This window comes from Burkholderia sp. PvR073 (assembly GCF_054055695.1).
In genome coordinates this window covers 57,947-82,510 of record NZ_JBSRXO010000004.1, presented here as the reverse complement: position 1 = coordinate 82,510, position 24,564 = coordinate 57,947, and the positions used below count along the sequence as shown (strand labels likewise).

21 protein-coding genes are annotated in these 24,564 nt (G+C 70.0%); 13 read left to right on the top strand and 8 right to left on the bottom strand.

Translation table 11 applies throughout. The features are described 5' to 3' along the window. The first annotated feature begins 5 nt into the window (after positions 1–5). On the top strand, positions 6–1,226 hold the full coding sequence (locus tag ACVK00_RS14690) for an SAM-dependent methyltransferase (protein ID WP_228905430.1): 1,221 nt from the start codon (positions 6–8) through the stop codon (positions 1,224–1,226). Between the two features lie 23 nt (positions 1,227–1,249). Continuing rightward, entirely contained in the window at positions 1,250–2,572 is a 1,323-nt protein-coding gene (locus tag ACVK00_RS14685) for a DUF72 domain-containing protein (RefSeq protein ID WP_284897541.1), read from the top strand. Positions 2,573–2,617: 45 nt separating this feature from the next. Here ACVK00_RS14685 and msrA read toward each other — a convergent pair whose 3' ends face one another. Further along, on the bottom strand, positions 2,618–3,178 hold the full coding sequence (msrA, locus tag ACVK00_RS14680) for a peptide-methionine (S)-S-oxide reductase MsrA (protein ID WP_284897543.1): 561 nt from the start codon (positions 3,176–3,178) through the stop codon (positions 2,618–2,620). 562 nt (positions 3,179–3,740) lie between these two features. On the opposite strand from msrA, the gene ACVK00_RS14675 reads away from it, so the two are divergent. The 3 genes from ACVK00_RS14675 (at position 3,741) to ACVK00_RS14665 (ending at position 6,593) form a co-directional block, all read left to right on the top strand. After that, positions 3,741–5,147 (top strand): selenium-binding protein SBP56-related protein, encoded by a 1,407-nt coding sequence (locus ACVK00_RS14675; protein ID WP_284897545.1) that lies wholly within the window; start codon positions 3,741–3,743, stop codon positions 5,145–5,147. Continuing rightward, entirely contained in the window at positions 5,144–5,809 is a 666-nt protein-coding gene (locus ACVK00_RS14670; protein ID WP_284897548.1) for a hypothetical protein, read from the top strand. Before ACVK00_RS14675 ends, ACVK00_RS14670 begins: the two co-directional genes overlap by 4 nt. 274 nt (positions 5,810–6,083) lie before the next feature. After that, positions 6,084–6,593: a flavin reductase family protein gene (locus ACVK00_RS14665; RefSeq protein ID WP_228905450.1), complete on the top strand. Its 510-nt coding sequence runs from the start codon at positions 6,084–6,086 to the stop codon at positions 6,591–6,593. Here the strand turns inward: ACVK00_RS14665 and ACVK00_RS14660 are convergent. Then, positions 6,580–7,080 carry an Lrp/AsnC family transcriptional regulator gene (locus ACVK00_RS14660; RefSeq protein ID WP_006477992.1) on the bottom strand — a complete coding sequence of 167 codons (501 nt, stop codon included), beginning with the start codon at positions 7,078–7,080 and terminating at the stop codon, positions 6,580–6,582. The two genes, ACVK00_RS14665 and ACVK00_RS14660, sit on opposite strands and share 14 nt — an antisense overlap. A 130-nt stretch (positions 7,081–7,210) precedes the next feature. Between ACVK00_RS14660 and kynB the strand changes: the two genes are divergently transcribed. The 3 genes from kynB to kynA all read left to right on the top strand — a co-directional run bounded on the left by kynB (position 7,211) and on the right by kynA (position 10,138). Beyond that, the gene (gene kynB / locus ACVK00_RS14655; RefSeq protein ID WP_284897603.1) at positions 7,211–7,852 is read left to right on the top strand and encodes an arylformamidase; all 642 of its coding nucleotides are present in this window, start codon (positions 7,211–7,213) and stop codon (positions 7,850–7,852) included. Between the two features lie 25 nt (positions 7,853–7,877). Further along, positions 7,878–9,131 carry a kynureninase gene (gene kynU / locus ACVK00_RS14650; protein ID WP_435521209.1) on the top strand — a complete coding sequence of 418 codons (1,254 nt, stop codon included), beginning with the start codon at positions 7,878–7,880 and terminating at the stop codon, positions 9,129–9,131. A gap of 80 nt (positions 9,132–9,211) precedes the next feature. Further along, positions 9,212–10,138 carry a tryptophan 2,3-dioxygenase gene (gene kynA, locus ACVK00_RS14645; RefSeq protein WP_284897780.1) on the top strand — a complete coding sequence of 309 codons (927 nt, stop codon included), beginning with the start codon at positions 9,212–9,214 and terminating at the stop codon, positions 10,136–10,138. A gap of 21 nt (positions 10,139–10,159) precedes the next feature. On the opposite strand, the gene ACVK00_RS14640 is transcribed toward kynA, so the two are convergent. The 4 genes from ACVK00_RS14640 to mdlC form a co-directional block, all read right to left on the bottom strand. Further along, positions 10,160–11,557: an MFS transporter gene (locus ACVK00_RS14640; RefSeq protein ID WP_284897605.1), complete on the bottom strand. Its 1,398-nt coding sequence runs from the start codon at positions 11,555–11,557 to the stop codon at positions 10,160–10,162. A 262-nt stretch (positions 11,558–11,819) separates the two neighbouring features. Further along, positions 11,820–12,764 carry a ketopantoate reductase family protein gene (locus ACVK00_RS14635; protein ID WP_284897608.1) on the bottom strand — a complete coding sequence of 315 codons (945 nt, stop codon included), beginning with the start codon at positions 12,762–12,764 and terminating at the stop codon, positions 11,820–11,822. A 13-nt stretch (positions 12,765–12,777) separates the two neighbouring features. Next, entirely contained in the window at positions 12,778–14,229 is a 1,452-nt protein-coding gene (locus ACVK00_RS14630; protein ID WP_354122855.1) for an aldehyde dehydrogenase, read from the bottom strand. A gap of 29 nt (positions 14,230–14,258) precedes the next feature. Then, complete coding sequence (mdlC, locus tag ACVK00_RS14625; protein WP_284897613.1) at positions 14,259–15,866, bottom strand: benzoylformate decarboxylase; 1,608 nt, start codon at positions 15,864–15,866, stop codon at positions 14,259–14,261. 99 nt (positions 15,867–15,965) lie between these two features. Here mdlC and ACVK00_RS14620 point away from each other — a divergent pair, with 99 nt between their 5' ends. From ACVK00_RS14620 to ACVK00_RS14605, 4 genes are all read left to right on the top strand, one after another. Continuing rightward, a complete protein-coding gene (locus ACVK00_RS14620) occupies positions 15,966–16,886 on the top strand; it encodes a LysR family transcriptional regulator (protein WP_284897617.1) in 921 nt (306 codons plus the stop codon). 175 nt (positions 16,887–17,061) lie between these two features. Then, positions 17,062–18,456 (top strand): D-arabinitol 4-dehydrogenase, encoded by a 1,395-nt coding sequence (gene dalD / locus ACVK00_RS14615; RefSeq protein WP_175794150.1) that lies wholly within the window; start codon positions 17,062–17,064, stop codon positions 18,454–18,456. A gap of 129 nt (positions 18,457–18,585) precedes the next feature. Next, positions 18,586–20,067, top strand: a complete 1,482-nt coding sequence (gene xylB, locus ACVK00_RS14610; protein ID WP_228905480.1) for a xylulokinase — start codon at positions 18,586–18,588, stop codon at positions 20,065–20,067. Between the two features lie 126 nt (positions 20,068–20,193). Then, positions 20,194–21,150: a sugar-binding transcriptional regulator gene (locus tag ACVK00_RS14605; RefSeq protein WP_228905482.1), complete on the top strand. Its 957-nt coding sequence runs from the start codon at positions 20,194–20,196 to the stop codon at positions 21,148–21,150. A 22-nt stretch (positions 21,151–21,172) separates the two neighbouring features. Here the strand turns inward: ACVK00_RS14605 and ACVK00_RS14600 are convergent, their stop codons facing one another. Further along, a complete protein-coding gene (locus ACVK00_RS14600) occupies positions 21,173–22,384 on the bottom strand; it encodes an MFS transporter (protein ID WP_284897626.1) in 1,212 nt (403 codons plus the stop codon). A 163-nt stretch (positions 22,385–22,547) separates the two neighbouring features. Here ACVK00_RS14600 and ACVK00_RS14595 point away from each other — a divergent pair, with 163 nt between their 5' ends. After that, entirely contained in the window at positions 22,548–23,432 is an 885-nt protein-coding gene (locus tag ACVK00_RS14595; protein ID WP_284897629.1) for a LysR family transcriptional regulator, read from the top strand. A gap of 19 nt (positions 23,433–23,451) precedes the next feature. Here ACVK00_RS14595 and ACVK00_RS14590 read toward each other — a convergent pair whose 3' ends face one another. Next, positions 23,452–24,561, bottom strand: coding sequence for an ABC transporter ATP-binding protein (locus ACVK00_RS14590; protein WP_284897632.1), 1,110 nt, complete (start codon positions 24,559–24,561; stop codon positions 23,452–23,454). Positions 24,562–24,564 lie beyond the last annotated feature (3 nt).

Sequence of the window (24,564 nt, the reverse complement as noted above, 5' to 3'; positions counted from 1 at the left end):
TCCAAATGTTCTGGGAAAAGAAGCTGGCACAGTGGGCGGACGAAGTACGGGCGAAGGCGAACATACCGGCGCGCCTCGTGCTGTGGAACGGCGATCAACTCGATTTCGGCACCTTCAGCGCGCCGCAGGTCACGCTGAAGGTCAACAGCGCGTCCGCGTTGCCGCTCCTGCTCGAACCGAGCCTCGACAATCTCGGCGAGGCGTACGTGAAGGGCAAGATCGACATCGAGGGCAGGCTGTCGGACATCATCAACATCAGCTACTCGCTCGCGCGCAGCACGGTCACCAGCGCCAGCAAGCTCGCGCGCGTGAAGCGCTACTTCAATCATACGAAGAACACGGACAGGAAGGCGATCCAGTATCACTACGACGTCTCGAACGAGTTCTACCAGCTGTGGCTCGACGAGAACATGGTGTACTCGTGCGCGTACTTCGAGAACGGCGACGAGGATCTTGCCACCGCGCAGATCAAGAAGATCGACCACATCCTGACCAAGATCCAGCTCGAGCCCGGCCAGCGCTTGCTCGACATCGGCTGCGGCTGGGGCGCGCTCGTGCTGCGCGCCGCGCAGAAGTTCGGCGCGACCTGTCTGGGCGTGACGCTGTCGCAGAACCAGTTCGATCTCGCGACCGCACGTGTGAAGGCTGCCGGGCTCGAGGACAAGATCGAGATCCGCCTGCAGGACTACCGCGAGATCGACGGGCAGTTCGACCGCATCACGAGCGTCGGGATGTTCGAGCACGTCGGCCGCAAGAATCTGCCGCTCTATTTCTCGCGCGTGCATGACCTGCTGACCGACGACGGCATCGCGATGAACCACGGCATCACGTCGACCGACGCCGAAAGCGGCGAGACGGCGCTCGGCGGCGGCGAATTCATCGACCGCTACGTGTTTCCGGACGGCGAGCTGCCGCACATCAGCCTCGCGCTCGAAGCGGCGCAGCGCGGCGGGCTCGAGGCGATTGACGTCGAAAGCCTGCGGCGGCACTATGCGCGCACGCTCGAGATCTGGACCGAGAACTTCGAGGCGAAGGCGGACGAGGCGCGCGCGCTCGTCGACGACGAAAAATTCCGCATCTGGCGCGTGTACCTCGCCGGTTGCGCGTATGCATTCGAGCACGACGACGTGTCGATCTTCCAGATCGTGTGCCGCAAGGCCGGACGCAGCGCGAAAACGCTGCCGTGGTCGCGGCGCTATATGTACGAACACACGCTGCCGCGCTAGGCGGCACTTCACGCTGGGCACGCATGGGTGACGGCAGGACGCGGCGCAACACGCCGCCGCAACGACAGCAGCGCGACGAACCGGACGGGTCGCACGCCGACGGGCAGTTCGACCTGTTCGGCGCGCCGCCCGACGACGCACGCGCAGCGGCTGCGCCCTCGGACGACGACCCCTCTGCCGGCGCCGGCGATCGCGTGACGCCGGACGCGCACAACGCTGCGCAACCGGCAAAGTCGCCTGCGCGCGCGGGCCGTGCGTCGCCCCGCCCTTCCTCCGACCAGGAGCCGGAACCCTCCCCCGCCTCAGGCCTGCTGTGGGACGAACCGTCCCCGCCTGCCACGCCGCCGAAGAAGAGCCGGCGCCAGCGCGGCGTGCCGCCCGCACCGGTTTCCGCGGAAGTCGCCGAGGTGGCGGCCGCCTTGCCGCCGAATGTGCGGCTCGGCACGTCGTCGTGGTATTTCCCCGGCTGGGACGGCATCGTCTACGACGGCGATTTCGCGCAGACGAAGCTGTCGCGCGAGGGGCTCGAAGCGTACGGCGCGCATCCGCTGCTGAAGAGCGTGAGCCTCGACCGGTCGTTCTACGGCCCGCTGTCGGTGGCCGACTACCTGCGCTACGCCCAGCAGGTGCCGGACGACTTCCGCTTCGTCGTGAAGGCGCCGGCGTCCGTCACCGACGCGGTCGTGCGCGGCCGGCGCGGCGAGCCGTCGGGCCCGAACCCGACCTTTCTCGACGCGCAGCTCGCCACCCGGGAATTCGTGCAGCCGTGCATCGAAGGGCTCGGCAAGAAGGCCGGCGTGCTGGTGTTCCAGTTTTCGCCGATGCCCGATCAACTGCTCGTCGAACCGGCCGCGCTGATCGACCGGCTGTCGGCGTTCTTCGCGGCGCTGCCGCCGCTGCCGCCAGACGCCGACGGCACGCGCTACGCGATCGAGATTCGTGACGCGTGCCTGCTCACGCCGCGCTTCATCCGCGCGCTCGCGGCGCTCGGTGTGCGCTACTGCGTCGGCCTGCATGCGCGGATGCCCGACCCGCTGCGCCAGGCGGCCGCGCTCGCGCTGCTCGACGGCGACGCGCCGGGCCCGCTGATCGTGCGCTGGAGCCTGCATGGCGGATTCAAGTACGAACAGGCCAAGGCGAAGTACGAGCCGTTCGACAAGCTCGTCGACGAGGATCCGGCCACGCGCTCGGCGCTCGCCGAATTGGCCGCGCGCTACGCGCTGGCCGGACAGCCGGTGATCATCACGATCAACAACAAGGCGGAAGGCTCCGCGCCGCTGTCGTGCCTCGCGCTCGCGCGCGAGATCGCCGCCGCGTGCGCGCAGTGGCGCAGCGAGGCGGCGTAGGGTCGGCGGCCGTGTAGCGGCACCGCCTGCGGGCTTGTCGCCCGATTACGCGCCGCGCAGCGACTTCAGCCGGTGCGAGAACTTCTGGCGGAATTTCGCGAGCTTCGGCCCGATCACGACCGAGCAGTAGCCCTGCCCCGGATTGCGCGCGTAATAGTTCTGGTGATAGTCCTCGGCCGGCCAGTAGTTGTCGTTGAGCGGCACGACCTGCGTGACGATCGGCTGCCCGAACACCTGCTCGCGCTCCAGTTCGCGGATCACGTCCAGCGCGACGTCGCGCTGCTCATCCGAATGCGTGAACACGACCGAACGGTACTGCGTGCCGACGTCGTTGCCCTGCCGGTTCAGCTGGGTCGGATCGTGCGTCGCGAAGAAGATCTCGAGGATCTCGCGATAACCGATGCGCGCCGGGTCGAACGTCACGTTCACGACCTCCGCGTGACCGGTGTCGCCGTCGCACACGTCGCGATAGCCGGGATTGCGCATATGGCCGCCCGCATAGCCCGACTGGACGGCCGTCACGCCGTCGACATCGAGAAACACGGCCTCCGTGCACCAGAAGCACCCGCCGCCCACGGTCGCGGTTTCAAGCATCTCGTTCACCATGAAATCATCACCTCGTTGATGACGGCGACCGGCACGCAAGCGCGCGCCGGCGCCGCCGGTCCGTATCGCCGCTGCCCGGTTGCCCGGCGCGAAGCGGCACGCGTTCAAGTATCTCACTCGCGCGCGAATCAGGCAGAAACGCGCGCGTGCCGCGCACCACCCGCGGTGCGTTTCTCGACTACACTTAGGCACGCTTGCCCGCGACGGCACACCGTCCGGCTGCACGCAGCGTCCGATGCATGCCCGCCCCGATGCCAACATCATCCGCCGGAACATCGCTATGCACGCCCCGACAGAAATCGTCCGGATTGCAGCTCCGCCCGCCGGTGCCCCGCGCGCCGGCACTTCCATCGCACCATTGCGCCGCCATGCATCCGTTGCGCCGCATGCGCGGCGATCCAGTGCACCGCGTTTCCCCGCTGTCCCGATCTGATGCACCGCACCGCGCGTCCTGCCACGCGTGCGGCCGCCGGTGCATGCGCATCACGCAACTGTTCGACCCGCACGTCCGCAACGAACGGCCGTGCGCCCGTGATCTGATACAACCGAGAGAGGCACTACGATGAGCATGCGGCCTGACCCGACATTTCACGCTTCGCCGGAACTCGCGATGCAGGCGCCGGCGGAAGAGTTCGCCTATACATTGCTGCTGAGCCCCGATTTTTCCAGACCCGACGCGCTCGCCGTGATCGACGTGAAGCCCGACTCCTCGACCTACGGCAAGATCGTGCACACGGTGACGATGCCGAACACCGGCGACGAGTTTCACCACTTCGGCTGGAATGCGTGTTCGTCGTCGCTGTCGCCGCTGACCGGCCACGCGTTTCTCGAGCGCCGCTTCCTGATCATCCCCGGCCTGCGCTCGTCGCGGATCTACGTGATCGACACGAAGCCGCACCCGACGCAGGCGCGCATCCACAAGATCATCGAACCCGACGAGATCTTCGCGAAGACCGGCTATTCGCGGCCGCATACGGTCCACTGCGGCCCCGAGGGCATCTACGTGAGCACGCTCGGCGGCGCGGGCAAGGACGGCACCGACGGCGCGCCCGGCATCTTCATCATGGACTGCGAGACCTTCGACGTGCTCGGCCGCTGGGAAATCGACCGCGGCCCGCAGGACAAGCATTACGACTTCTGGTGGAACCTGCCGCGCGACTACATGGTGTCGAGCGAATGGGCGCTGCCGCCGCAGTTCGAGAACGGCATCGTGCCGGAAGACCTGCTCGCGAACCGTTACGGCCACCGGCTGCATTTCTGGGACCTGCGCGCGCGGCGCAACGTGCAGACGATCGATCTCGGCGCGCAGCACCAGATGGCGCTCGAAGTGCGGCCCGCGCACGATCCGGTGCGCGAATACGGGTTCGTCGGCGTCGTGGTCGATACGACCAACCTGGAAGGGTCGATCTGGACCTGGTGGCGCGAGGACGGCCAGTTCCATGTGAAGAAGACCGCGACGATTCCGCCCGAGCCGGCCGCGGCCGACGAGTTGCCGCCGCTGCTGCAAGGGTTCGGCGCGGTGCCGCCGCTCGTGACCGACATCGACCTGTCGCTCGACGACCGCTTCCTGTACGTGTCGTGCTGGGGCACGGGCGAAATGCGCCAGTACGACGTGTCGGATCCGCATCACCCGGTGCTCGCGGGGTCGGTGCGCATCGGCGGCATCGTGCGCCGCGCGCCGCACACGAACGGCCGCGCGTTCGCGGGCGGCCCGCAGATGGTCGAGATCAGCCGTGACGGCCGGCGCGTGTACTGGACCAACTCGCTCTACTCGACGTGGGACGACCAGTTCTATCCGGACGGCGTGCCGGCCGCGCAGGTGCTCGCGCATGTGGGGCCGGAGGGCGGCCTGACGCTCGCCGACGACTACTGGGTCGAGTTCCCCGACGGCTATCGCGCGCACCAGATCCGGCTCGAGGGCGGCGACTGCTCGACCGACTCGTTCTGCTATCCGTCGGTCAAGCGTTGAGCACCGGCCTCTCCGCGCCGCTCGCGCTGTGGGCGGCCGTGCTCGCGAGCGGCGTCTATCACGGACTCAATCCGGCGATGGGCTGGCCGCTCGCGGTATCGAACGCGCTGATGACGCGCCGCGGCGGCGCGCTGGTCGCGGCGCTCGGCTATCTCGCGCTCGGCCATGCGCTCGCTGTCTTCATGGTGATGCTGCCGTTCGGGCTGCTCGCCGCGTTGCTCGCGTGGCAGTCGGCGATCCGGATCGGCGCGAGCGCGCTCGTGATCGGCTTCGGCGCGGTGCTGCTGATCCGGCGTCGCCACCCGCGCGCGCTTGCGCGGATTGCGCCCGCGCGGCTCGGGCTGTGGTCGTTCGCGGTCGCGCTCGCGCACGGCGCGGGACTGATGCTGGTGCCGATCTATCTCGGGCTCTGCGGGCTCGACCGGGATGCCGGCCATCGCGCGGCGGCCGCGCTCGTCGACTCGCATCTCGGGATGGCCCTCGTCGTCGCGGCCGTGCACGCAGCCGCGATGATCGGCGCGGGCGGCGTGCTCGCGTGGCTCGTGTACCGCTATCTCGGGCTGAAGTTCGTCGCGCGGAGCTGGTTCAACCTCGACGCGGTGTGGGCGTCGAGCCTGATCCTGACGGGCGCGCTGTCGCTCGGGCTGGCGGCGGCGCGCTAGCGCCTGACGCACGGCGCGGCCGCGTGTAGCGCGCGGCAAAACGCGACAGAACGGCCGTTCCGCCTCGATCGCGGCGCCGCGCGACAGTGTTCGCTACCTCACGCTCACCCCGCAATGCGCCGTCCGCACGGGCCCGGCGGTCGCGATTCCGCTAAAATCTGAGCATGCGCACCCCTTCCCAACCGATCGCCCCGGCCTTGTCGCCTTTCGTCCGCCGCGCCCGTTGCATCCGCCGCGCGCCGCGCCCGTCCGTTTCGTTCCGGATGGCCGCCCGATGAACCATGCCAACCCGCCGGATTTCGATTCGGCCGCATTCCGCCAGGCGCTCGGCCAGTTCGCGACGGGCGTCACCGTCATCACGACGCAGGCGCCGTCCGGGCAGTTGATCGGCATCACCGCGAGCTCGTTCAACTCGGTGTCGCTCAATCCGCCGCTCGTGCTGTGGAGCCTCGCGCACAAATCGGCGTCGACGCCGGTGTTCCGCAGCAACAGCCATTACGTGGTGAATGTGCTCGCGGCATCGCAGATCGACCTGTGCAAGCGCTTCTCGACCTACAAGGGCGACCGCTTCGAAGGCATCGCGCACGTGGCCGGCAACTCGGGCATGCCGGTGCTCGACGGTGCGCTCGCGTGGTTCGAATGCCACAACCGCAGCCGCTACGACGAAGGCGATCACGTGATCTTCGTCGGCGAAGTGGAACGCTGCGGCGTGCGCGCGGTATCGGATACCACGCCGCCGCTCGTGTTCCACGGCGGCGGCTTCCACGGCCTCACACCGCTTTGATCGCCCCGGTGCGCGCCAATCCGACCGGCGCGCCCGCTTCGTCCTTCAGCGTCTGCAGCACGATGTTCGAACGGATGTCCATCACGCCCGGCGCCTTGTAGAGCCGGTTCAGCACGAAATCCGAATAGTGCTTGAGGTTGTGCGCGAGCACGCGCAGCAGATAGTGGCTCTCGCCCGTCACGACGAACGCGCCGACCACCTCCGGCCATTCGCGCAGCGCTTCCGCGAAGCGCTCGTGCCATTGATTCTCTTCGTTGCGCATCGACACCTGCACGAACGCCTCGAGCTCGAAGCCGAGCTTCTCGCGGCTCAGGCACGCGCGATAGTGTTCGATGACGCCCTGCTCCTCGAGCAGGCGCATCCGGCGCAGACAGGCCGACGGCGAAAGCGAGATGCGTTCGGCCAGGTCGAGATTGCTGATTCTGCCTTCCTCCTGCAGTACCGCCAGAATCCTGCAGTCGGTGGCATCGAGCGTGATCGCATGCATTTTTGGTCCCCCTTTTCCCTCTCATTCGAATTATCTGCCAATTCGGCGGATTGTCCATGTTTATTTCGCAAGCACTTTCTGCGAGCGTCCACCTATCATTCGAAGGATCGATTCACCGATTCGTCATGCCATGGACACACTCTGGGACATCTCGCCGCCCGTCAGCCCCGCCACCCCCGTGTGGCCGGGCGATACGCCCGTTTCCGTCGAACGCGTGTGGCGGATGGAGGCCGGCTCGCCGGTCAACGTCGCGCGGCTGACGCTGTCGCCGCATACGGGCGCGCACTGCGACGCGCCGCTCCACTATGACGCCGACGGCGCGCCGATCGGCGCGGTGCCGCTCCATACCTATCTCGGCCCGTGCCGCGTGATCCACTGCATCGGCGCAGCGCCGGTCGTGCGCGCGGCCGACATCGAGGCCGCGCTCGACGGCGTGCCGCCGCGCGTGCTGCTGCGCACCTATGCGCGCGCCAGCGTCGAGCAATGGGACAGCGGCTTCTGCGCGGTCGCGCCCGAGACCGTCGACCTGCTCGCCGCGCGCGGCGTGAAACTGATCGGCATCGACACGCCGTCGCTCGACCCGCAGGAATCCAAGACCATGGATGCGCATCATCGCGTGCGCGCACACCGGATGGCGATCCTCGAAGGGATCGTGCTCGACGACGTGCCGCCCGGCGACTACGAGCTGATCGCGCTGCCGCTGAAGTTCGCGACGCTCGACGCAAGCCCCGTGCGTGCGGTGCTGCGCGCGCTGCCCGGCCACGCCTCCTGATTACCCGACCCACTGACCCGACATCATGATCAAGACCCGTGAAGACGCGCTCATCCTCGACCGCGACGACCCGCTCGCCGCGCTGCGCGACCAGTTCGCGCTGCCCGACGGCGTGATCTATCTCGACGGCAACTCGCTCGGCGCACAGCCGCGCGCGTCGGCCGCCCGCGCACAACAGGTGATCGGCGCCGAATGGGGCGAAGGCCTGATCCGCAGCTGGAACACCGCCGGCTGGTTCGCGCTGCCGCGCCGCCTCGGCGACAAGCTCGCGACGCTGATCGGCGGCGCAGCGGGCGAGACCGTCGTGACCGACACCATCTCGATCAACCTGTTCAAGCTGCTGTCGGCGATGCTGCGTCACCAGGCCGAGCGCGCGCCGGAGCGCCGCGTGATCGTGTCGGAGCGCTCGAACTTCCCGACCGACCTGTACATCGCGCAAGGGCTGATCGAGCAGCTCGGCGGCGGCTACGAGCTGCGCCTGATCGACGATCCGGCCGACCTGCCCGACGCGCTCGGCGCGGACACGGCCGTCGCGATGATCACGCACGTGAACTACCGCACCGGCTACATGCACGACATGCCGGCCGTCACGCAGCTCGTGCACGACGCGGGCGCGCTGATGCTGTGGGATCTCGCGCACTCGGCCGGCGCGGTGCCGGTCGACCTGAACGGCGCGCACGCGGACGGCGCGGTCGGTTGCACGTACAAGTACCTGAACGGCGGCCCCGGTTCGCCGGCGTTCGTGTGGGTGCCGCAGCGCCATCACGCGCATTTCTCGCAGCCGCTGTCGGGCTGGTGGGGCCATCGCGCACCGTTCGCGATGCAGCCGGGCTTCGCGCCCGATCCGGGCATCGCGCGCTTCCTGTGCGGCACGCAGCCGATCGTGTCGATGTCGATGGTCGAATGCGGGCTCGACGTGTTCCTGCAGACCGACATGCACGCGATCCGCCGCAAGTCGCTCGCGCTCACCGATGCGTTCATCGCACTCGTCGAAGCACGCTGCGCGGGCCTGTCGCTGAAACTCGTCACGCCGCGCGCGCATCACCAGCGCGGCTCGCAGGCGAGCTTCGAGCATCCGCACGGCTACGAGGTGATGCAGGCGCTGATCGCGCGCGGCGTGATCGGCGACTACCGCGAGCCGTACGTGCTGCGCTTCGGCTTCACGCCGCTCTATACGCGCTTCGTCGACGTGTGGGATGCCGTCGAGACGCTGCGCGACATCCTGGCCACCGATGCGTGGAAGGCACCCGAGTTCGCCGAGCGCGGCGCGGTGACCTGATCGGCGTCGATCGGCGCGCGCAGGCCGCGCGCCGCGCCCCCCGTCATTCAAATCTGGAGAGAGTCGTGAATTCTGGTCATATGCAGCCACCCGGCGACAATGCGCCGGCGGGCTGCCCGTTCTCGGGCGCACGCGCGGCCCAACCCGCTCATGAAGCGTCGCACGTGCCCGGCGATGCGGCAGGCGAAGCCGGCTGGCACGACGCGCAGCTCGATTTCTCGAAGTCGATGAGCTACGGCGACTATCTGTCGCTGAATTCGATCCTCGACGCGCAGCATCCGCTGTCGCCCGATCACAACGAGATGCTGTTCATCATCCAGCATCAGACGAGCGAGCTGTGGATGAAGCTCGCGCTGTTCGAGCTGCGCGGTGCGCTCGACGCGGTGCGCGGCGACGCGCTGCCGCCCGCGTTCAAGATGCTCGCGCGCGTGTCGCGGATCCTCGAGCAGCTCGTGCAGGCGTGGAACGTGCTGTCGACGATGACGCCGTCCGAGTATTCGGCGATGCGGCCGTATCTCGGCCAGTCGTCGGGCTTCCAGTCGTACCAGTACCGGCAGCTCGAATTCCTGCTCGGCAACAAGAACGTGCAGATGCTGCAGCCGCATGCGCACCGGCCCGACATCCTCGAGCAGGTGCGCGCGACGCTCGAGGCGCCGTCGTTCTACGACGAGGTCGTGCGCCTGCTCGCGCGGCGCGGTTTCCCGATCGCGCCCGAGCGGCTCGAGCGCGACTGGACGCAGCCGATGCGTCACGACGAAACGGTCGAGGCCGCGTGGCTCGAGGTCTACCGTCACCCGCAGCAGCACTGGGAGCTGTACGAGATGGCCGAGGAACTCGTCGATCTCGAGGATGCGTTCCGCCAATGGCGCTTCCGTCACGTGACGACCGTCGAGCGCATCATCGGCTTCAAGCAGGGCACCGGCGGCACGAGCGGCGCGCCGTATCTGCGCAAGATGCTCGACGTCGTGCTGTTCCCCGAGCTCTGGCACGTGCGCACCACGCTGTAACGCATGGCACGCGCCCGCGCGTCACGACGACGTGCGGGCCAGCTCCTCTCCTTCGCGCGGCAACGCCCGTTCACGCGCGAACCGCGGAATGTGGCGCCGCATCGCGAGCAGTGCGACGCACACCACGCCCATCGCGGCGGCCAGCATCGCCAGGTACGCCGTCGCGCCGCCCGCGGTGATCACGATCGCGCCCGCGAACGCGCTGAGGATCGCGCCGAGCCGGCCGAATGCGAGCGCGCTCGCGGTGCCGGTCGCACGCACCGCCGTCGGATAGATGTACGCGCAGAGCGCATACATCGTCGACTGCACCGCGTTGACGAACAAACCGTGCAGGCCGAGCCCGATGATCAGCCAGCCCGTGTGGCGTCCCGCATCGATACCCATCAGCCATATCGCGCTCGCCACGCCGCCGATGCTGCACAGCGCGAGCGGCCAGCGCGAACCGGCATGCGTGATCGCCCATGCGCACAGCAGCGCGCCGATCACGCCGCCGAGGTTGTAGGCGGTCAACCCCGAGCCCGCGACCGACACGCTCAGCCCGCTCGCGGCCAGCATCGTCGGCAGCCAGCTGAATGCCGCATACACGGCGAGCAGGCACATGAAAAATGCGCACCACAGCGCGATCGTGTCGCGCGCCTGGTGGCCGGCGAACAATGCGCCGAACCCGCCGCGTGCGCCGGGTGCGCGCGCATCGCGCAGATCGGTGAACACGGTGCCCGGCGCGACCGGCCGCTGCATGCGCGCGAGCAGCGCGCCGAGTTCCGGCCAGCGCGCGGGGCGGCGCGCCAGATAGCGCGGCGATTCGGGCAGCGCGCGCACCAGCACGAAACCGAGCACGAGCGGCAGCGCGCCGCCGGCGAAGAACAGCCCGCGCCAGCCATAGCGCGGCAGCACCTCGTGCGCGAACAGTCCGGCCAGCATGCCGCCGAGCGGTACGCAGACGATCGTCGCCGTCACCATCATCGTGCGGCGCCGCGCGGGCGTGTATTCGGCCGTCATCGTCGTGGCGGTCGGCAGCGCGCCGCCGATCCCGAGCCCCGCGCAGAAGCGCAGCATCGCGATCGCCGCGACATCCGGCGCGAAGCCGATCGCGCAGGTCGCGACGCCGAACAGGAACACGCTGCCGATCACGGCCTGGCGGCGGCCGAAACGATCCGCGACGATCCCCGCGCACGCGCTGCCGATGCCCATGCCGATCAGCCCGGCGGCCACCGCCGGCGCGAATGCGCCGCGCGTGATTCCCCATTCGCGGATCAGCACCGGAATCGCGAAGCCGATCAACTGGCCGTCGAAGCCGTCGAGCACGATCGCGAGCGCGGCGAGCAGCACCACGCAACGCTGCATCGTCGTGAACGGCCCGTCGTCGAGCGTCGCGCCGATGTCGACCGACAGCGGCTGCACTCCGTCGTGCGTGCTCATGCGACCTCCCGGCTGCCGCGCATCGGCGGCAAGGTGCGCGAACGGCGCGCGGCAAGACAACGGTATTCGATGAGTTTCATGGCGTCTCCTGTTGCCCGGGCTGACGCTGGCGCGTGCCCGGATCTCGTGCTGCGCGGCCGGTCGACGTCAATGCATCGGCGCCGGCCCCGGCATCCTGTCCAACCCGTCCCGATCCGGCGGCATCGCCTCACGCGGCGCGCCCGTATCGTCGTGCGGCGCAAGCCGGCCGCCGGCCTGATGCTCAGTCGAGCTGCGCGTCGATCAGCCGGACCAGCGCGAGCAGCGTCTCGACGTGCGGCACCGCGACGCCCGTCTCGCGCGCGGCCGCGACGACCTGACCGTTGATCGCGCCGATCTCGGTGCGGCGGCCCGCGAGCACGTCCTGCAGCATCGATGGCCGGTGGCCGCGATGCTCGCGGATCGCGTGCTCGACATTGCGCGCGATTCGCTCGCCGTCCACGGCGACGCCTTTGGCGCGCGCGACGGCAGCCGTCTCCGCCGCGATCGCGAGCGCGAGCCGCGGCCCTTCGGGATCGCGGCCGAGCTGGTCGACCGTGCAGCCCGTCGCCGCGCACAGCGTGTTGAGCGCCGCATTGAACGCGACCTTCTCCCAGATCGCGGCCCAGACGTCCGCATCGAGCGAACACGCGAGCCCGGCGCGCGACAGCGCGTCGGCCACGGCCGCCGCGAACGGGCGCGGCGCGCCGTCCGCCGTCATCATGCGGATCGTGCCGGCACCGTGCGAGCGCACGTGCCCGGCGCCCGCGAAGTCGGCCGGCCACGTCGTGACGCCGACCAGAATGCGCTCGAGCGGCACGAACGTATTCAGCGCCTCGACGTTGCCGAGACCGTTCTGCAGCGTCAGTACGTATGTCCGCGGCGTCAGCAATGCGTGCACGCCTTCGAGTGCCGCGCACGTGTGCAGCGATTTCGTGAACACGATCAGCAAGTCGAACGGGGCGTCGGGCGCGTCGCCTGCCGCCGCATTCGCGGCTTCCGGCCGGACGGCCTGCAGCGTGCGGATGCGGCGTTCGCCGCGATCGTCGTCGATGCGCAGCCCGTCGCGACGGATCGCATCGAGATGCGCGTCGTTCACGTCGATCAGCGTCACGGCTTCGCCGTGCTCGGCCAGCCGCGCGCCGAACAGCGAGCCCATCGCGCCGGCACCCAGAATCGCAATCCTCATCGTCGGTCGCCTCTCAGAACGGATAGTGGCGCGGTGTGGTCTGCACGGTGATCCAGCGCAGGTCCGTGAACGCGGCGATGCCGGCCTTGCCGCCGAAATGCCCGAAGCCGCTGTCCTTCACGCCGCCGAACGGCATCTGCGCCTCGTCGTGCACGGTCGGACCGTTCACGTGGCAGATGCCCGATTCGATGCGCGCCGCGACGCGCATCGCGCGCGCGACGTCGCGGCTGAACACCGCCGACGACAGCCCGAACGCGTTGTCGTTCGCGCAGTCGATCGCGGCCGCCTCGCCGTCGACCCGCACGATGCCCTTCACCGGCCCGAACGACTCCTCCGCGTAGATCCGCATCGCGGGCGTCACGTGATCGAGCAGCGTCGCCGGGAACAGCGTGGTGTCGGACTTGCCGCCGCACAGCAGCGTCGCGCCGTGCGCGAGCGCATCGTCGATCAGCGTGTTGCAGCGCTCGACGGCCTTCATGTCGATCAGCGAGCCGAGCACGACGGGCCCGTGGCGCGGGTCGCCCAGCGGCAGCGACGCGGCCCGGGCGGCGAGCTTCGCGACGAACGCGTCGGCGATCGATGCGTCAACGATGATCCGCTCGGTCGACATGCAGATCTGCCCGGAATTCGCGAACGCGCCGAACGCGGCCGCCGCGACCGCCGCGTCGAGATCCGCATCGTCGAGCACGACGAACGGCGCCTTGCCGCCGAGCTCGAGCACCGACGGTTTCAGATGACGCGCGCACGCTTCGGCGATGATCCGCCCGACGCGCGTCGATCCGGTGAAATTCACGCGGCGCACGGCCGGATGCGCGATCAGTGCGTCGACGACGGCGCCCGCGTCCTCGGGCGCGTTCGTCACGAAGTTGACGACGCCCGGCGGCAGCCCGGCCTCCTGCAGCGCCTCGACGACCAGCCCGTGCGTGACCGGGCACAGTTCGGAGCCCTTGAGCACGATCGTGTTGCCGCACGCGAGCGGCAGCGCGAGCGCGCGCGTCGCAAGGATCACCGGCGCGTTCCACGGCGCGATGCCGAGCACGACGCCGGCCGGCTGCCGCACGCCCATCGCGAGCGAACCGGGCACGTCGGACGGGATCAGCTCGCCGCCGACCTGCGTGGTCAGCGACGCGGCCTCGACGAGCCCGCTCGCGGCAAGGTGCACGTTGAAGCCGGCCCACAGCGCCGACGCGCCGGTTTCGGCCGCCATCGCGGCGACGAACTGCTCGTGCTTCGCTTCGAGCGCGGCGGCCGCCTTCAGCAACAGCGCGCGGCGCGCGCCGGGGCCGAGCGCCGCCCATTCGGGAAACGCGCGCGCGGCCGCGTCGGCCGCCGCGCGCGCATCGTCGACCGTGCACGCCGGCGCGGCCGACGCGACTTCGCCGTCGAGCGGATTGCGGCGCACGAAGGTCGCGCCGCTGGACGAATGGCGGCGTTGACCGCCGATCAGCATCGATACGGTTTGCATGAATTCTCCGGAACGACACGCGCTGCGCGTCAGGCCACCTCGACGTCGACGACGACGGGCGTATCGGCCCGCAGCGCATCCGTCAGCGTGTCGCACAGGCGTGCGGCATCGGTGACGCGGATGCCGCGGCATCCCATCCCTTGCGCGAGCGCGACGAAATCCAGATCGGGCAGATCGGTGCCCTGCACCGGATCGTCGGGACCGAAACCGAACACGGGCGCGAAGTCCTGCAGCGCCGCGTAGCGGCGATTGTTCAGGATCACGAACGTGATCGGCAACTTCTGCTGCGCGGCGCTCCACAACGCCTGGACCGAATAGAGGCTCGACCCGTCGCCGATCAGCCCGATCACGCGCCGCCCCGGCTGCGCGAGCGCGACGCCGACCGCGGCCGGCATCCCGTAGCCGAGGCCGCCGCTGTCCATCGTGTAGAACGTGCCGCTGCGCGTGAACGGCAGGTGCGTCTGCATCACCGGCCGCGCGCTCGGCGCTTCCTCGACGACGATGTCGTGCGCGTCGCGCAGGTCGGCGAGCGTCTGCAGCGCGAACGCCACCGACATCCGCTCGCCGGCGGCCGGTGCTTCGGCGCGCGGGCGCGGCGGCCGCGGCGCGGGCATCGGCCGCTCGGGCGGCGCCGGCCGGGCCAGCAGGTCGCGCGCCGCGAGTCGCAGGTTGCCGACGACCGCGTCGCCCGACGGCGTCCATGCGGCGATGCCCGGATCGTCGACGAGCTGCACGAGCGTGGCGCCCGGCGGCACATGCGGGCCGAAGCCTTCGACGTGATAGGTGAACGCGGGCGCCCCGAACGCGAACACGAGGTCGTGCCCGTCGAGCCGCGCGACGATCTTCTCGCGGATCGCGGGCAGGAAGCCGGCGAACAGCGGATGGTCCTCGGGAAAGCTGCAGCGCCCCGACATCGGCGCGGCGTACACGCTTGCGCGGTGCCGCTCGGCAAGCCGCACCACGTCGTCCCACGCACCGGCCCGATCGACGGCCGCGCCGACCACCAGCGCGGGACGCCGCGCGGCATCGAGCGCGTCGCCGAGCCGGGCGAGCGCGTCGGGATCGGGCCGCACGACGCCGCTCACGTCGCGGCGCGGCAGCAGCTCGGCCGGCTGGTCCCAGTCGTCCACCGGGATCGACACGAACACCGGCCCGCGCGGCTCCTGCATCGCGATCCGGTAGGCGCGCGCGATCGCGGCCGGCACGTCCTGCGCACGCGCGGGCTCGATGCTCCACTTCACGTACGGCTTCGGCATCTCGGCGGCCTGCGTCGCGCCGAGGAACGGATCGAACGGCAGGATCGCGCGTGCCTGCTGGCCGGCGGTGACGATCAGCGGCGTGCGGTTCCTGAACGCGGTGAACAGGTTGCCCATCGCGTTGCCGACGCCGGCCGCCGAATGCAGATTGACCACCGCGGCATTGCCCGTGGCCTGCGCGTGACCGTCCGCCATCCCGACCACGACGGCCTCCTGCAGGCCGAGCACGTAGCGGAAATCGGCGGGGAAATCGCGGAACATCGGCAGCTCGGTCGAGCCGGGGTTGCCGAACACGCGATCGATGCCGAACTGGCGAAACAGGTCGATGACCGCGTCGCGGACGGTGATCGGGGCGGCGGATTGGGACGGGGTGCCGGACATGCTCGGGCGTCTCCTCGGTGGCTTGGCGGTTTCCACAGTATCGAAGCGCGAGTCATTCTCGGATACTGTATTTTCTGCGAAAAGCCATTACGATTCGGCATGACTTTCGATCTCCGGCAATTGCGTGCATTCACGACCATCGTCACGTGCGGCAGCCTGGGCCGCGCGGCCGACGCGCTGCACGTGACCCAGCCGGCGCTGAGCCGGATCCTGAAGCGGCTCGAGGATCAGGTCGGCGCGCCGCTGTTCGAGCGCCACTCGAAAGGCGTGCAGCTGACCGCGTTCGGCGAGGCACTACTGCCGCACGCGACGCTGCTGCAGCACGAGGCCGAGCACGCGCGCGAGGAGCTCGATGCGATGCGCGGGTTCGCGAAGGGCACGATCAAGGTCGGCACGGTGGGCAGCATCGCGAGCCTCGTGCTGCCGGTCGCGGTCGGCCGCGTGCTCGACCGCTGGCCGAACCTGCGCGTCGAGATTCTCGAAGGCGTGTGGGACCGGCTCGCGGACGGGCTGAACAAGCACGAGATCGACCTCGCGCTGTCCGCGCACGGGCCCGACACCGACGAGATCGTCGCGATTCCGGAGTGCCGCTGGGAGGATCGCAGCCATATCGTTGCGGCGCCGCACCATCCGCTGCGTGCGCTCGGACGCGCGCCGACGCTCGCCGACACGCTGCACGCGCGCTGGGCGATTCCGCCGCGCGGCACCGCGCCGTTCGACCACATGCGCGCGACCTTCGACGCGCACGGGCTCGCGCTGCCCGACATCGCGGTCGAGACGCGCTCGGTCACGACGCTGAAGAGTCTCGTCGCGCACGCGGGCTTCCTGAGCTGGATGGCCGAACCGATGTACGGCGCCGAACAGCGCGCCGGCACGATCGACACGCTACCGGTGCGCGAAGTGGTCGCGGTGCGCACGCTCACCGCGTTCCGCCGCCGCCACGGGATCCTGCCGGGGCCGGCCGGCAAGCTGCTCGACGAACTCGTCGCGCTCACCCGCAATGCACGCGACACACGCTGACGCCCGCCCTCCCGCCCCGCAGCGCACCATCGAAATGCCGTGTCGTCGCCTTGACTTTCGTTCGCCCGAATACGATCATTCGCTCACATGATGAGCAAATGATCGTATTCGACGGCGCGGCTCGCGGGTGCTGCCGCCAGGCCGGCCGGGATCCGATCGCGACAGGAGACACCGGATGACCGAATCGCCCTCCGCCCGCACGCCCGTGCTGCTGCACATCGGCGCAGGCTCGTTCCACCGCGCGCACCAGGCGTGGTATCTGCATCGCGTGAATGCGGCCGTGCCGGCCGGCGAGCGCTGGTCGCTGACCGTCGGCAACATCCGCGACGACATGCGCGCGACGATGGATGCGCTCGCCGCGCAGCACGGCGCGTACACGCTCGAAACCGTCACGCCGCAAGGCGAGCGCGCATACGAGACGATCCGCGCGATCTCGCGCGTGCTGCCGTGGTCGATCGACCTCGCCGCGCTGATCGACGCCGGCGCCGACCCGGCGTGCCGCATCGTGTCGTTCACCGTCACCGAAGGCGGCTACTACCTCGACGAACACAACCGGCTCGATATCGCGAACGCCGATCTCGCGGCCGACCTGCAGGGCGCGCGCACGACGTTGTACGGCGCGCTCGCGGCGCTGCTCGCCGAACGCGTGGCGCGCGGCGCGGGCCCGCTCACGCTGCAGAGCTGCGACAACCTGCGCAACAACGGCGCGCGCTTTCGCGCGGGCATGCGCGAATTCCTCGAACGGCGCGGCGAGGCCGGCCTGCTCGCGTGGTTCGATGCGAACGTCGCGACGCCGAGCGCGATGGTCGACCGCATCACGCCGCGCCCGACCGACGACGTGCGCGAACGCGTGCGCGCGGCCACCGGCGTCGACGACGCGTGCCCGGTGATGGGCGAATCGTTCATCCAGTGGGTGATCGAGGACCGCTTCGCGGCCGGCCGGCCGCGCTGGGAGCTGGCCGGCGCGGAACTGGTCGACGACGTGCACCCGTACGAGGAAGCAAAGATCCGCATCCTCAATGCGACGCACAGCTGCATCGCCTGGGCCGGCACGCTCGCGGGCTGCACGTACATCCACGAAGGCACGCACGACGCGGCGATCCGCCGCTTCGCGCACGACTACGTGACGCAGGACGTGATCCCGTGCCTCAGCCCGAGCCCGCTCGACCTCGAACGCTATCGCGACGTCGTGCTCGAACGCTTCGGCAACCCGTACGTGCTCGACACGAACCAGCGCGTCGCGGCCGACGGCTTCTCGAAGATTCCCGGCTTCATCGCGCCGACCCTCGTCGAATCGTTCGCGCGCGGCGCGGCGCCGGTCGCCACCGCGGTGCTGCCGGCGCTGTTCCTGCGCTTTCTCGAACGCTGGGCGCGCGGGCTGCTGCCGTATGAATACCAGGACGGCGTGATGGATGACGGCACCGCGCGGGCGATCGTGGAAGCCGACGACCCGGTCGTCGCGCTGTGCGCGAGCCGCGCGCTGTGGGGCTCGCTCGCCGGCAACGCCGCGCTGTTCGACGCGCTGCGCGCCGGGCTCGCACGTGTCGACGCCTGGCTCGCGCAGCGCTGATTCACGGCCCCTTGGCCCTCGCCCGGCGGCCGGCGCGCCAAGCGGCCGCGCATCCGGGCGAACCTGCGTTGGCATGCGCGCGTGCGTGCGGCTAAAGTAGCGGCTCCTCACTGACGGAACGGATCGCTCATGTATCTCGGCATCGACCTCGGCACCTCGGAAGTGAAGGTGCTGCTGCTGGCCCCGGACGGCACCGTGGTCGGCACCGCGGGCACGCCGTTCGGCGTGTCGCGGCCGCATCCGCGCTGGGCTGAACAGCATCCGGACGACTGGTGGCAAGGCACGCTCGCCGCGCTCGCGGCGCTGCGCGAACGGCACCCCCAGGCGTTCGCGCAGGTGCGCGGGATCGGCCTGTCGGGCCAGATGCACGGCGCCGTGCTGCTCGGCCGCGACGATCGCGTGCTGCGCCCCGCGATCCTGTGGAACGACATGCGCAGCGCCGACGAATGCGCGCTGCTCACCGAACGCGCGCCCGATCTGCACGCGCTGGCCGGCAACCTCGCGATGCCCGGCTTCACCGCGCCGAAACTGCTGTGGGTCGCGAAGCACGAACCCGACGTGTTCGCCGCGACCGCGTGCGTGTTGATGCCGAAGGACTACCTGCGCTTCCGGCTCACCGGCGCGAAGGTGTCCGACCCGTCCGACGCGGCCGGCACGCTGTGGCTCGACGTCGCGCGCCGCGACTGGTCCGACGCGCTGCTCGCCGCGTGCGACATGACGCGCGAGCAGATGCCGCGCATCGTCGAAGGCAACGCGCCGTCCGGCACGCTGCGTGCGGACGTCGCGCGCGAGCTCGGGCTGTCGGAGGCCGTCGTGGTGGCGGGCGGCGGCGGCGACAACGCGACGAGCGCGCTCGGCATCGGCGCGATCCACGCGGGCGACGGCTTCGTGTCGCTCGGCACGTCGGGCGTGCTGAGCGTGGTCGGCGACCGCTTCATGCCGAATCCCGCCTCGGCCGTGCATGCGTTCTGTCACGCGATTCCCGATCGCTGGCAGCTGATGAGCGTCGTGCTGTCGGCCGCGAGCTGCCTGCGCTGGGTCTGCAAGCTGACGGGCACCGACGAGCCGGCGCTGCTCGCCGAAATCGAGGCGCTCGACGCGGACGCGCTCGCCACGGCGCCGCTGTTCCTGCCCTACCTGTCCGGCGAACGCACGCCGCACAACGATCCGTATGCGCAGGGCGTGTTCTTCGGGATGACGCACGCGACCGAACGCGCGCATCTCGGCTACGCGGTGCTCGAAGGCGTGACGCTCGGCCTCGCGGACGGCCTCGACGCGCTGCACACGGCCGGCGTCGAAACCGACCGGCTGTCGCTGATCGGGGGCGGCGCGCGCAGCGCGTACTGGGCGCAGCTGATCGCCGATGCGCTGAACGTGCACACGCGCCAGCACGGCGGCGGCGAAACCGGTGCGGCGCTCGGTGCGGCGCGCCTGGGCTGGCTCGCCGTCGGCGGCGATCCGCAGGTGGTGCTGACCAAGCCGCCGGTGCGCGCCGAATACACGCCCGACGCCGCGCGCCATGCGCTGCTGCGCGAGCGCCTCGACGCATTCCGCGCGCTGTATCGCCACGTGCGCCCGCTTTACGAACCGTCGCGCGCGCGGCTCGCATAAGCGCCGCCGCGGCGACGCGCAGCGGCCGTCGGCTGTGCGCCCGGCATGCGTTACAGTGGATGCCGTCGGCGCCGCCTGACGGCCGGCCCGCGGGGGCGGCCCCCAGATCCAAACCGAACCGCTATCGTGTCCAAGTCCTCAGAAAAACTCGATCTCGCCACACGCGCCGCGTGGCTCTACTACGTCGCGGGCGACACGCAGAATGAAATCGCCGAGAAGCTGCAGGTGTCGCGCCCGGTCGCGCAGCGCCTCGTCGCGTTCGCGGTCGAGAAGAACCTGATCCGCGTGCGCGTCGATCACCAGCTCGCCGACTGTCTCGATCTCGGCGCGCAACTGTCGAAACGCTACGGGCTCGCGATGTGCGAAGTCGTGCCGGTCGATGCCGACGCGCCCGAAGCAATCGACCGCAAGCTCGCCGTCGCCGGCGCGCAGGTGATGGAGCGCTATCTGAACGAAACGCGGCCGATGGTGATCGCGATCAGCAGCGGCCGCACGCTGAAGGCGGCGGTCGCGCAGATCGCGCAGATCGAGCGGCCGCAGCACCGGCTCGTGTCGATGGTCGGCGCGATCGCGGCCGACGGCTCGTCGAACCGCTACGACGTCGCGCAGTACATCTCCGAGAAGACCGGCAGCAAGCACTTCCTGCTGCCCGCGCCGCTGTTCGCCGACAGCGACGCCGAGCGCGCGCAATGGTGCAATCACCGTCTGTACCGGATCGTCGATGCGCTGTCGGCGCAGGCCGACGTCGCGTTCGTCGGGATTGGCAACATCGGCCCGCACTGCCCGCTCTACGAGGACGGCTTCATCACCGAACAGGAACGCGACGAGATGACCGCGCTCGGCGCGGTCGCCGAGCTGCTCGGCGTGCCGATCGATGCGCGGGGCAGGCTGGTCGACGTGTCGACGAGCGCGCGCGTGACGAGCGTCGCGCTCGACGCGCCGCCGAAACGTCCGACGATCGCGTTCGCGGGCGGCCCGAAAAAGCGCGACGCGGTGATCGCCGCGCTGCGCGGCGGCTGGCTGTCGGGGCTCGTCACCGACGAGACCTGCGCGCGTGCGGCACTCGAGGCGAAGGCGGCCTGACACCGCCGTCGACCACCCCGGCTCAGGCCGCGCGCGGCGCCGGGAACGCATGCCGGCGCGCACGCCACGCGACGGCCCACGCGGCCGCCAGCAGCGCGACGAGCACCCACGGAATCGCGCCGGCGCCCGTTGCGCCGAGCAGCATCCCGCCCGCGATGCCGCCGCCCGCGACCGCGAGATTCCACACCGTCACGAGCATCGACTGCGCGACATCGGCCGACTCCCCGGCCGCGTTCGCGGTGGCCGTCTGGAACAGCGTCGGCGCACCGCCGAACGCGAGCCCCCACAGCACTACGCCCGCATAGACGATCGTCATCCCGGAGCCGGCGCCGAGTATCGCCGCCGCGAGCGCGAACAACGCGATGCTCGCAAGCGTCAGGCGCCGCTGCGCCGCACCGATCCAGGCGCCCGTCAGCGCGATGCCGACCAGCGACGCGATGCCGAACACGAGCAACACCACATCGACCTGCGCGCCCATCCGCATGCCCGCGAGGAACGGCGCGACGTACGTGTACAGCATGTTGTGCGCGAGCACGTAGGCGAACATCACCGTCAGCACCGGCCGCACGCCAGGCAGCGTCATCACGCCGAACACCGGTTCGCGCGCGCCGGCAGGCTGCCCCGGATAATCGGGCACGCGCAGGCGGATCAAGCCGATCAGTGCCAGCGCCGCGAGCGTGATGCCCGCGAACGCGACGCGCCACCCGAACGCTGCGCCGAGCGAAGTGCCGGCCGGAATACCGATCGACATCGCGACCGGCGCGCCGAGCATCGCGACCGCGATCGCGCGGCCGCGCAGCGACACATCGACCATCCGGCTCGCGTAACCGGCTAGCAGCGCCCACAGCAGCCCGGCCGCCATCCCGGCGACGAAACGCGCGACGAGCGTGAGCGCGTAGTACGGCGACACGGCCGTCACCGCGTTCGACACGACGAAGCCGGCCAGCGCCACGAGCAGCAGGCCGCGCCGGCGCATCGCGCGTGTCGCGGCGACGAGCGGAATCGCCGCGACGATCGAGCCGAGCGCATAGACGGTCACGAGCTGGCCGATCAGCGCCTCGGTCACATGCAGGTCGACGCTCATCAGCGGCAGCAAGCCGGCCGGCAATGCTTCGGTGAGGATCGTGATGAAACCGGCGGTGGCGAGCGCCAGCAGGTTCGCGACCGGCAGGCGTTCGGCCGCCTGCGCCGGCCGGCCGGCAACACGGCCGTCCATCGACGGGCAATCGCTCATGATGCGCTCCCGGCTTCGACGCGACGAGCGATGACAGGCAGGAATGACATGGTGCGACCTCGAACAGTGAAGGAACGCCCATCGTAGGGAGCCGGCGCGAGAAGAAAAACCGGGGTAGAGTTCCGGACAATCCGGACGCTGGCGTCCGCAATCGGAAACTCGCATGGAAAACCTCGGCGGCTTCGTCGTGTTCGTTCAGGTCGCGGAAACGCGCAGTTTCGTCGCGGCGGGCCGCGCGCTCGGGCTGTCGGCGTCCGCGATCGGCAAGCGCATCGCGCGGCTCGAGGCGCGCCTGAACGTGCGGCTCTTTCACCGCAGCACGCGCAGCATCACGCTGACGGCCGAAGGCGCACGCTTTCTCGAACGGTGCCGGCGCGTGATCGCCGAGATCGACGCGGCCGAACAGGAACTGACGCACAGCGCCGAAGCGCCGCGCGGGCGCTTGCGCGTGAGCCTGCCGACGATCGGCACGCTGCTGCTGCCGGTGCTCGCCGATTTCATGACCGTGTATCCGGAGATCGAGCTCGACATCGACTTCAACGACCGGATCGTCGACGTGGTCGACGAAGGCTTCGACGTGGTGCTGCGCACCGGCCGGCCGGCCGATTCGCGGCTGTCATCGCGGCTGCTCGGCCACTTCCGGCAACACCTCGTCGCGTCGCCCGACTACCTCGAGCGGCACGGCACGCCGCGCACGCCGGCCGATCTCGCGCAGCACCGCTGCCTGCACTTCCGCTTCCCGAGCAGCGGCAAGCTCGAGATCTGGCCGTTGCGCGCACCGCGCGCCAGCACGCCACCGGAGGTGCCGGTCTCGATGGTCAGCAACAACGCGGAAACACGCGTGTGCTTCGCGCTGCGCGGGCTCGGCATCGCGTGCCTGCCCGAGTTCTTCGTGCGCGACGCGCTCGCCGACGGCACGCTGCACGCGGTGCTCGACGAACACGTCGCGAGCCGCACGCCGGTCTACGTGCTGTGGCCGTCGGGCCGCCATCCGACGCCGAAGCTGCGCGCGTTCGTCGACCACATGGCCGAACACCTGCGCATCTGAGCGGCGCAGGCGCCGCCCGTCACGCGGCCTTCGCGTGTACGCTGAGCCGCCGGAACGCCTGCCCGTTCTCGTCGAACAGGTGGCAATGCTCGGCCTGCGCGTACACGTGCAGCGCTGCGCCGGTGCGGTACGTGTCGAGCGGCGGAATCCGCGCGATCAACCCGTCCGGCGCGACCGCCGACTCCGCATACAGATACGCGGCATCGCCGAGCGATTCGACGGCCATCGTCCGCGCGGCGACACCGGTGCCCGTCGCGCACACCAGCAGATGCTCGGGCCGCACGCCGACGGTCACGGCCGCGCCGGGCTGCAGCCCCGCCGCATCGACCGCCACGCGCTGCGTCTCGCCGCTGTCGAAGCGCACCAGCACGCCGGTCGCATCGGCCGACTCGGCCGTGCCCTTCAGGAAGTTCATCTTCGGCGAGCCGATGAAGCCCGCGACGAACTGGTTCGCCGGCGCGTGATACAGCGTGTTCGGCGTGCCGACCTGCTGCACCGCGCCGCCCGACAGCACGACGATCTTGTCGGCGAGCGTCATCGCCTCGACCTGGTCGTGCGTCACGTAGATCATCGTCGTCTTCAGCTCGTCGTGCAGCCGCGCGAATTCCAGCCGCATCTTCACGCGCAGCGCCGCATCGAGGTTCGACAGCGGCTCGTCGAACAGGAATACCTTCGGCTTGCGCGTGATCGCGCGGCCGATCGCGACGCGCTGCCGCTGGCCGCCCGACAGCTGCTTCGGCTTGCGCTCGAGCAGGTGATCGATGTGCAGGATCTTCGCGGCCTGCTTCACCGCCTGATCGATCTCGGGCTTCTTCGCGCCAGCGAGCTTCAGGCCGAACGCCATGTTGTCGTACAGCGTCATGTGCGGATACAGCGCATACGACTGGAACACCATCGCGATGCCGCGCTTCGCGCTCGGCACGTCGTTGACCTTCGCGCCGTCGATCAGCAGCTCGCCGCTCGAGATGTCCTCGAGCCCGGCGATCATCCGCATCAGCGTGGATTTGCCGCAGCCGCTCGGGCCGACGAACACGACGAATTCGCCGTCGGCGATGTCGAGGTTCACGTTGCGCAGCACTTCGGTGTCGTCGTAGCGCTTCGCGATGTTGCGCAGGAGCACGCTTGCCATGGT

What these genes read in the sequence shown, in the direction of transcription:
- ACVK00_RS14690 (WP_228905430.1), top strand. Translation starts at nt 6, where the DNA reads ATGTTCTGGGAAAAGAAGCTGGCACAGTGGGCGGACGAAGTACGGGCG.
- ACVK00_RS14685 (WP_284897541.1), top strand. Translation starts at nt 1,250, where the DNA reads ATGGGTGACGGCAGGACGCGGCGCAACACGCCGCCGCAACGACAGCAG.
- msrA (WP_284897543.1), bottom strand. Translation starts at nt 3,178, where the DNA reads ATGGTGAACGAGATGCTTGAAACCGCGACCGTGGGCGGCGGGTGCTTC.
- ACVK00_RS14675 (WP_284897545.1), top strand. Translation starts at nt 3,741, where the DNA reads ATGAGCATGCGGCCTGACCCGACATTTCACGCTTCGCCGGAACTCGCG.
- ACVK00_RS14665 (WP_228905450.1), top strand. Translation starts at nt 6,084, where the DNA reads ATGAACCATGCCAACCCGCCGGATTTCGATTCGGCCGCATTCCGCCAG.
- ACVK00_RS14660 (WP_006477992.1), bottom strand. Translation starts at nt 7,080, where the DNA reads ATGCATGCGATCACGCTCGATGCCACCGACTGCAGGATTCTGGCGGTA.
- kynB (WP_284897603.1), top strand. Translation starts at nt 7,211, where the DNA reads ATGGACACACTCTGGGACATCTCGCCGCCCGTCAGCCCCGCCACCCCC.
- kynU (WP_435521209.1), top strand. Translation starts at nt 7,878, where the DNA reads ATGATCAAGACCCGTGAAGACGCGCTCATCCTCGACCGCGACGACCCG.
- kynA (WP_284897780.1), top strand. Translation starts at nt 9,212, where the DNA reads ATGCAGCCACCCGGCGACAATGCGCCGGCGGGCTGCCCGTTCTCGGGC.
- ACVK00_RS14640 (WP_284897605.1), bottom strand. Translation starts at nt 11,557, where the DNA reads ATGAGCACGCACGACGGAGTGCAGCCGCTGTCGGTCGACATCGGCGCG.
- ACVK00_RS14635 (WP_284897608.1), bottom strand. Translation starts at nt 12,764, where the DNA reads ATGAGGATTGCGATTCTGGGTGCCGGCGCGATGGGCTCGCTGTTCGGC.
- ACVK00_RS14630 (WP_354122855.1), bottom strand. Translation starts at nt 14,229, where the DNA reads ATGCAAACCGTATCGATGCTGATCGGCGGTCAACGCCGCCATTCGTCC.
- mdlC (WP_284897613.1), bottom strand. Translation starts at nt 15,866, where the DNA reads ATGTCCGGCACCCCGTCCCAATCCGCCGCCCCGATCACCGTCCGCGAC.
- ACVK00_RS14620 (WP_284897617.1), top strand. Translation starts at nt 15,966, where the DNA reads ATGACTTTCGATCTCCGGCAATTGCGTGCATTCACGACCATCGTCACG.
- dalD (WP_175794150.1), top strand. Translation starts at nt 17,062, where the DNA reads ATGACCGAATCGCCCTCCGCCCGCACGCCCGTGCTGCTGCACATCGGC.
- xylB (WP_228905480.1), top strand. Translation starts at nt 18,586, where the DNA reads ATGTATCTCGGCATCGACCTCGGCACCTCGGAAGTGAAGGTGCTGCTG.
- ACVK00_RS14600 (WP_284897626.1), bottom strand. Translation starts at nt 22,384, where the DNA reads ATGAGCGATTGCCCGTCGATGGACGGCCGTGTTGCCGGCCGGCCGGCG.
- ACVK00_RS14595 (WP_284897629.1), top strand. Translation starts at nt 22,548, where the DNA reads ATGGAAAACCTCGGCGGCTTCGTCGTGTTCGTTCAGGTCGCGGAAACG.
- ACVK00_RS14590 (WP_284897632.1), bottom strand. Translation starts at nt 24,561, where the DNA reads ATGGCAAGCGTGCTCCTGCGCAACATCGCGAAGCGCTACGACGACACC.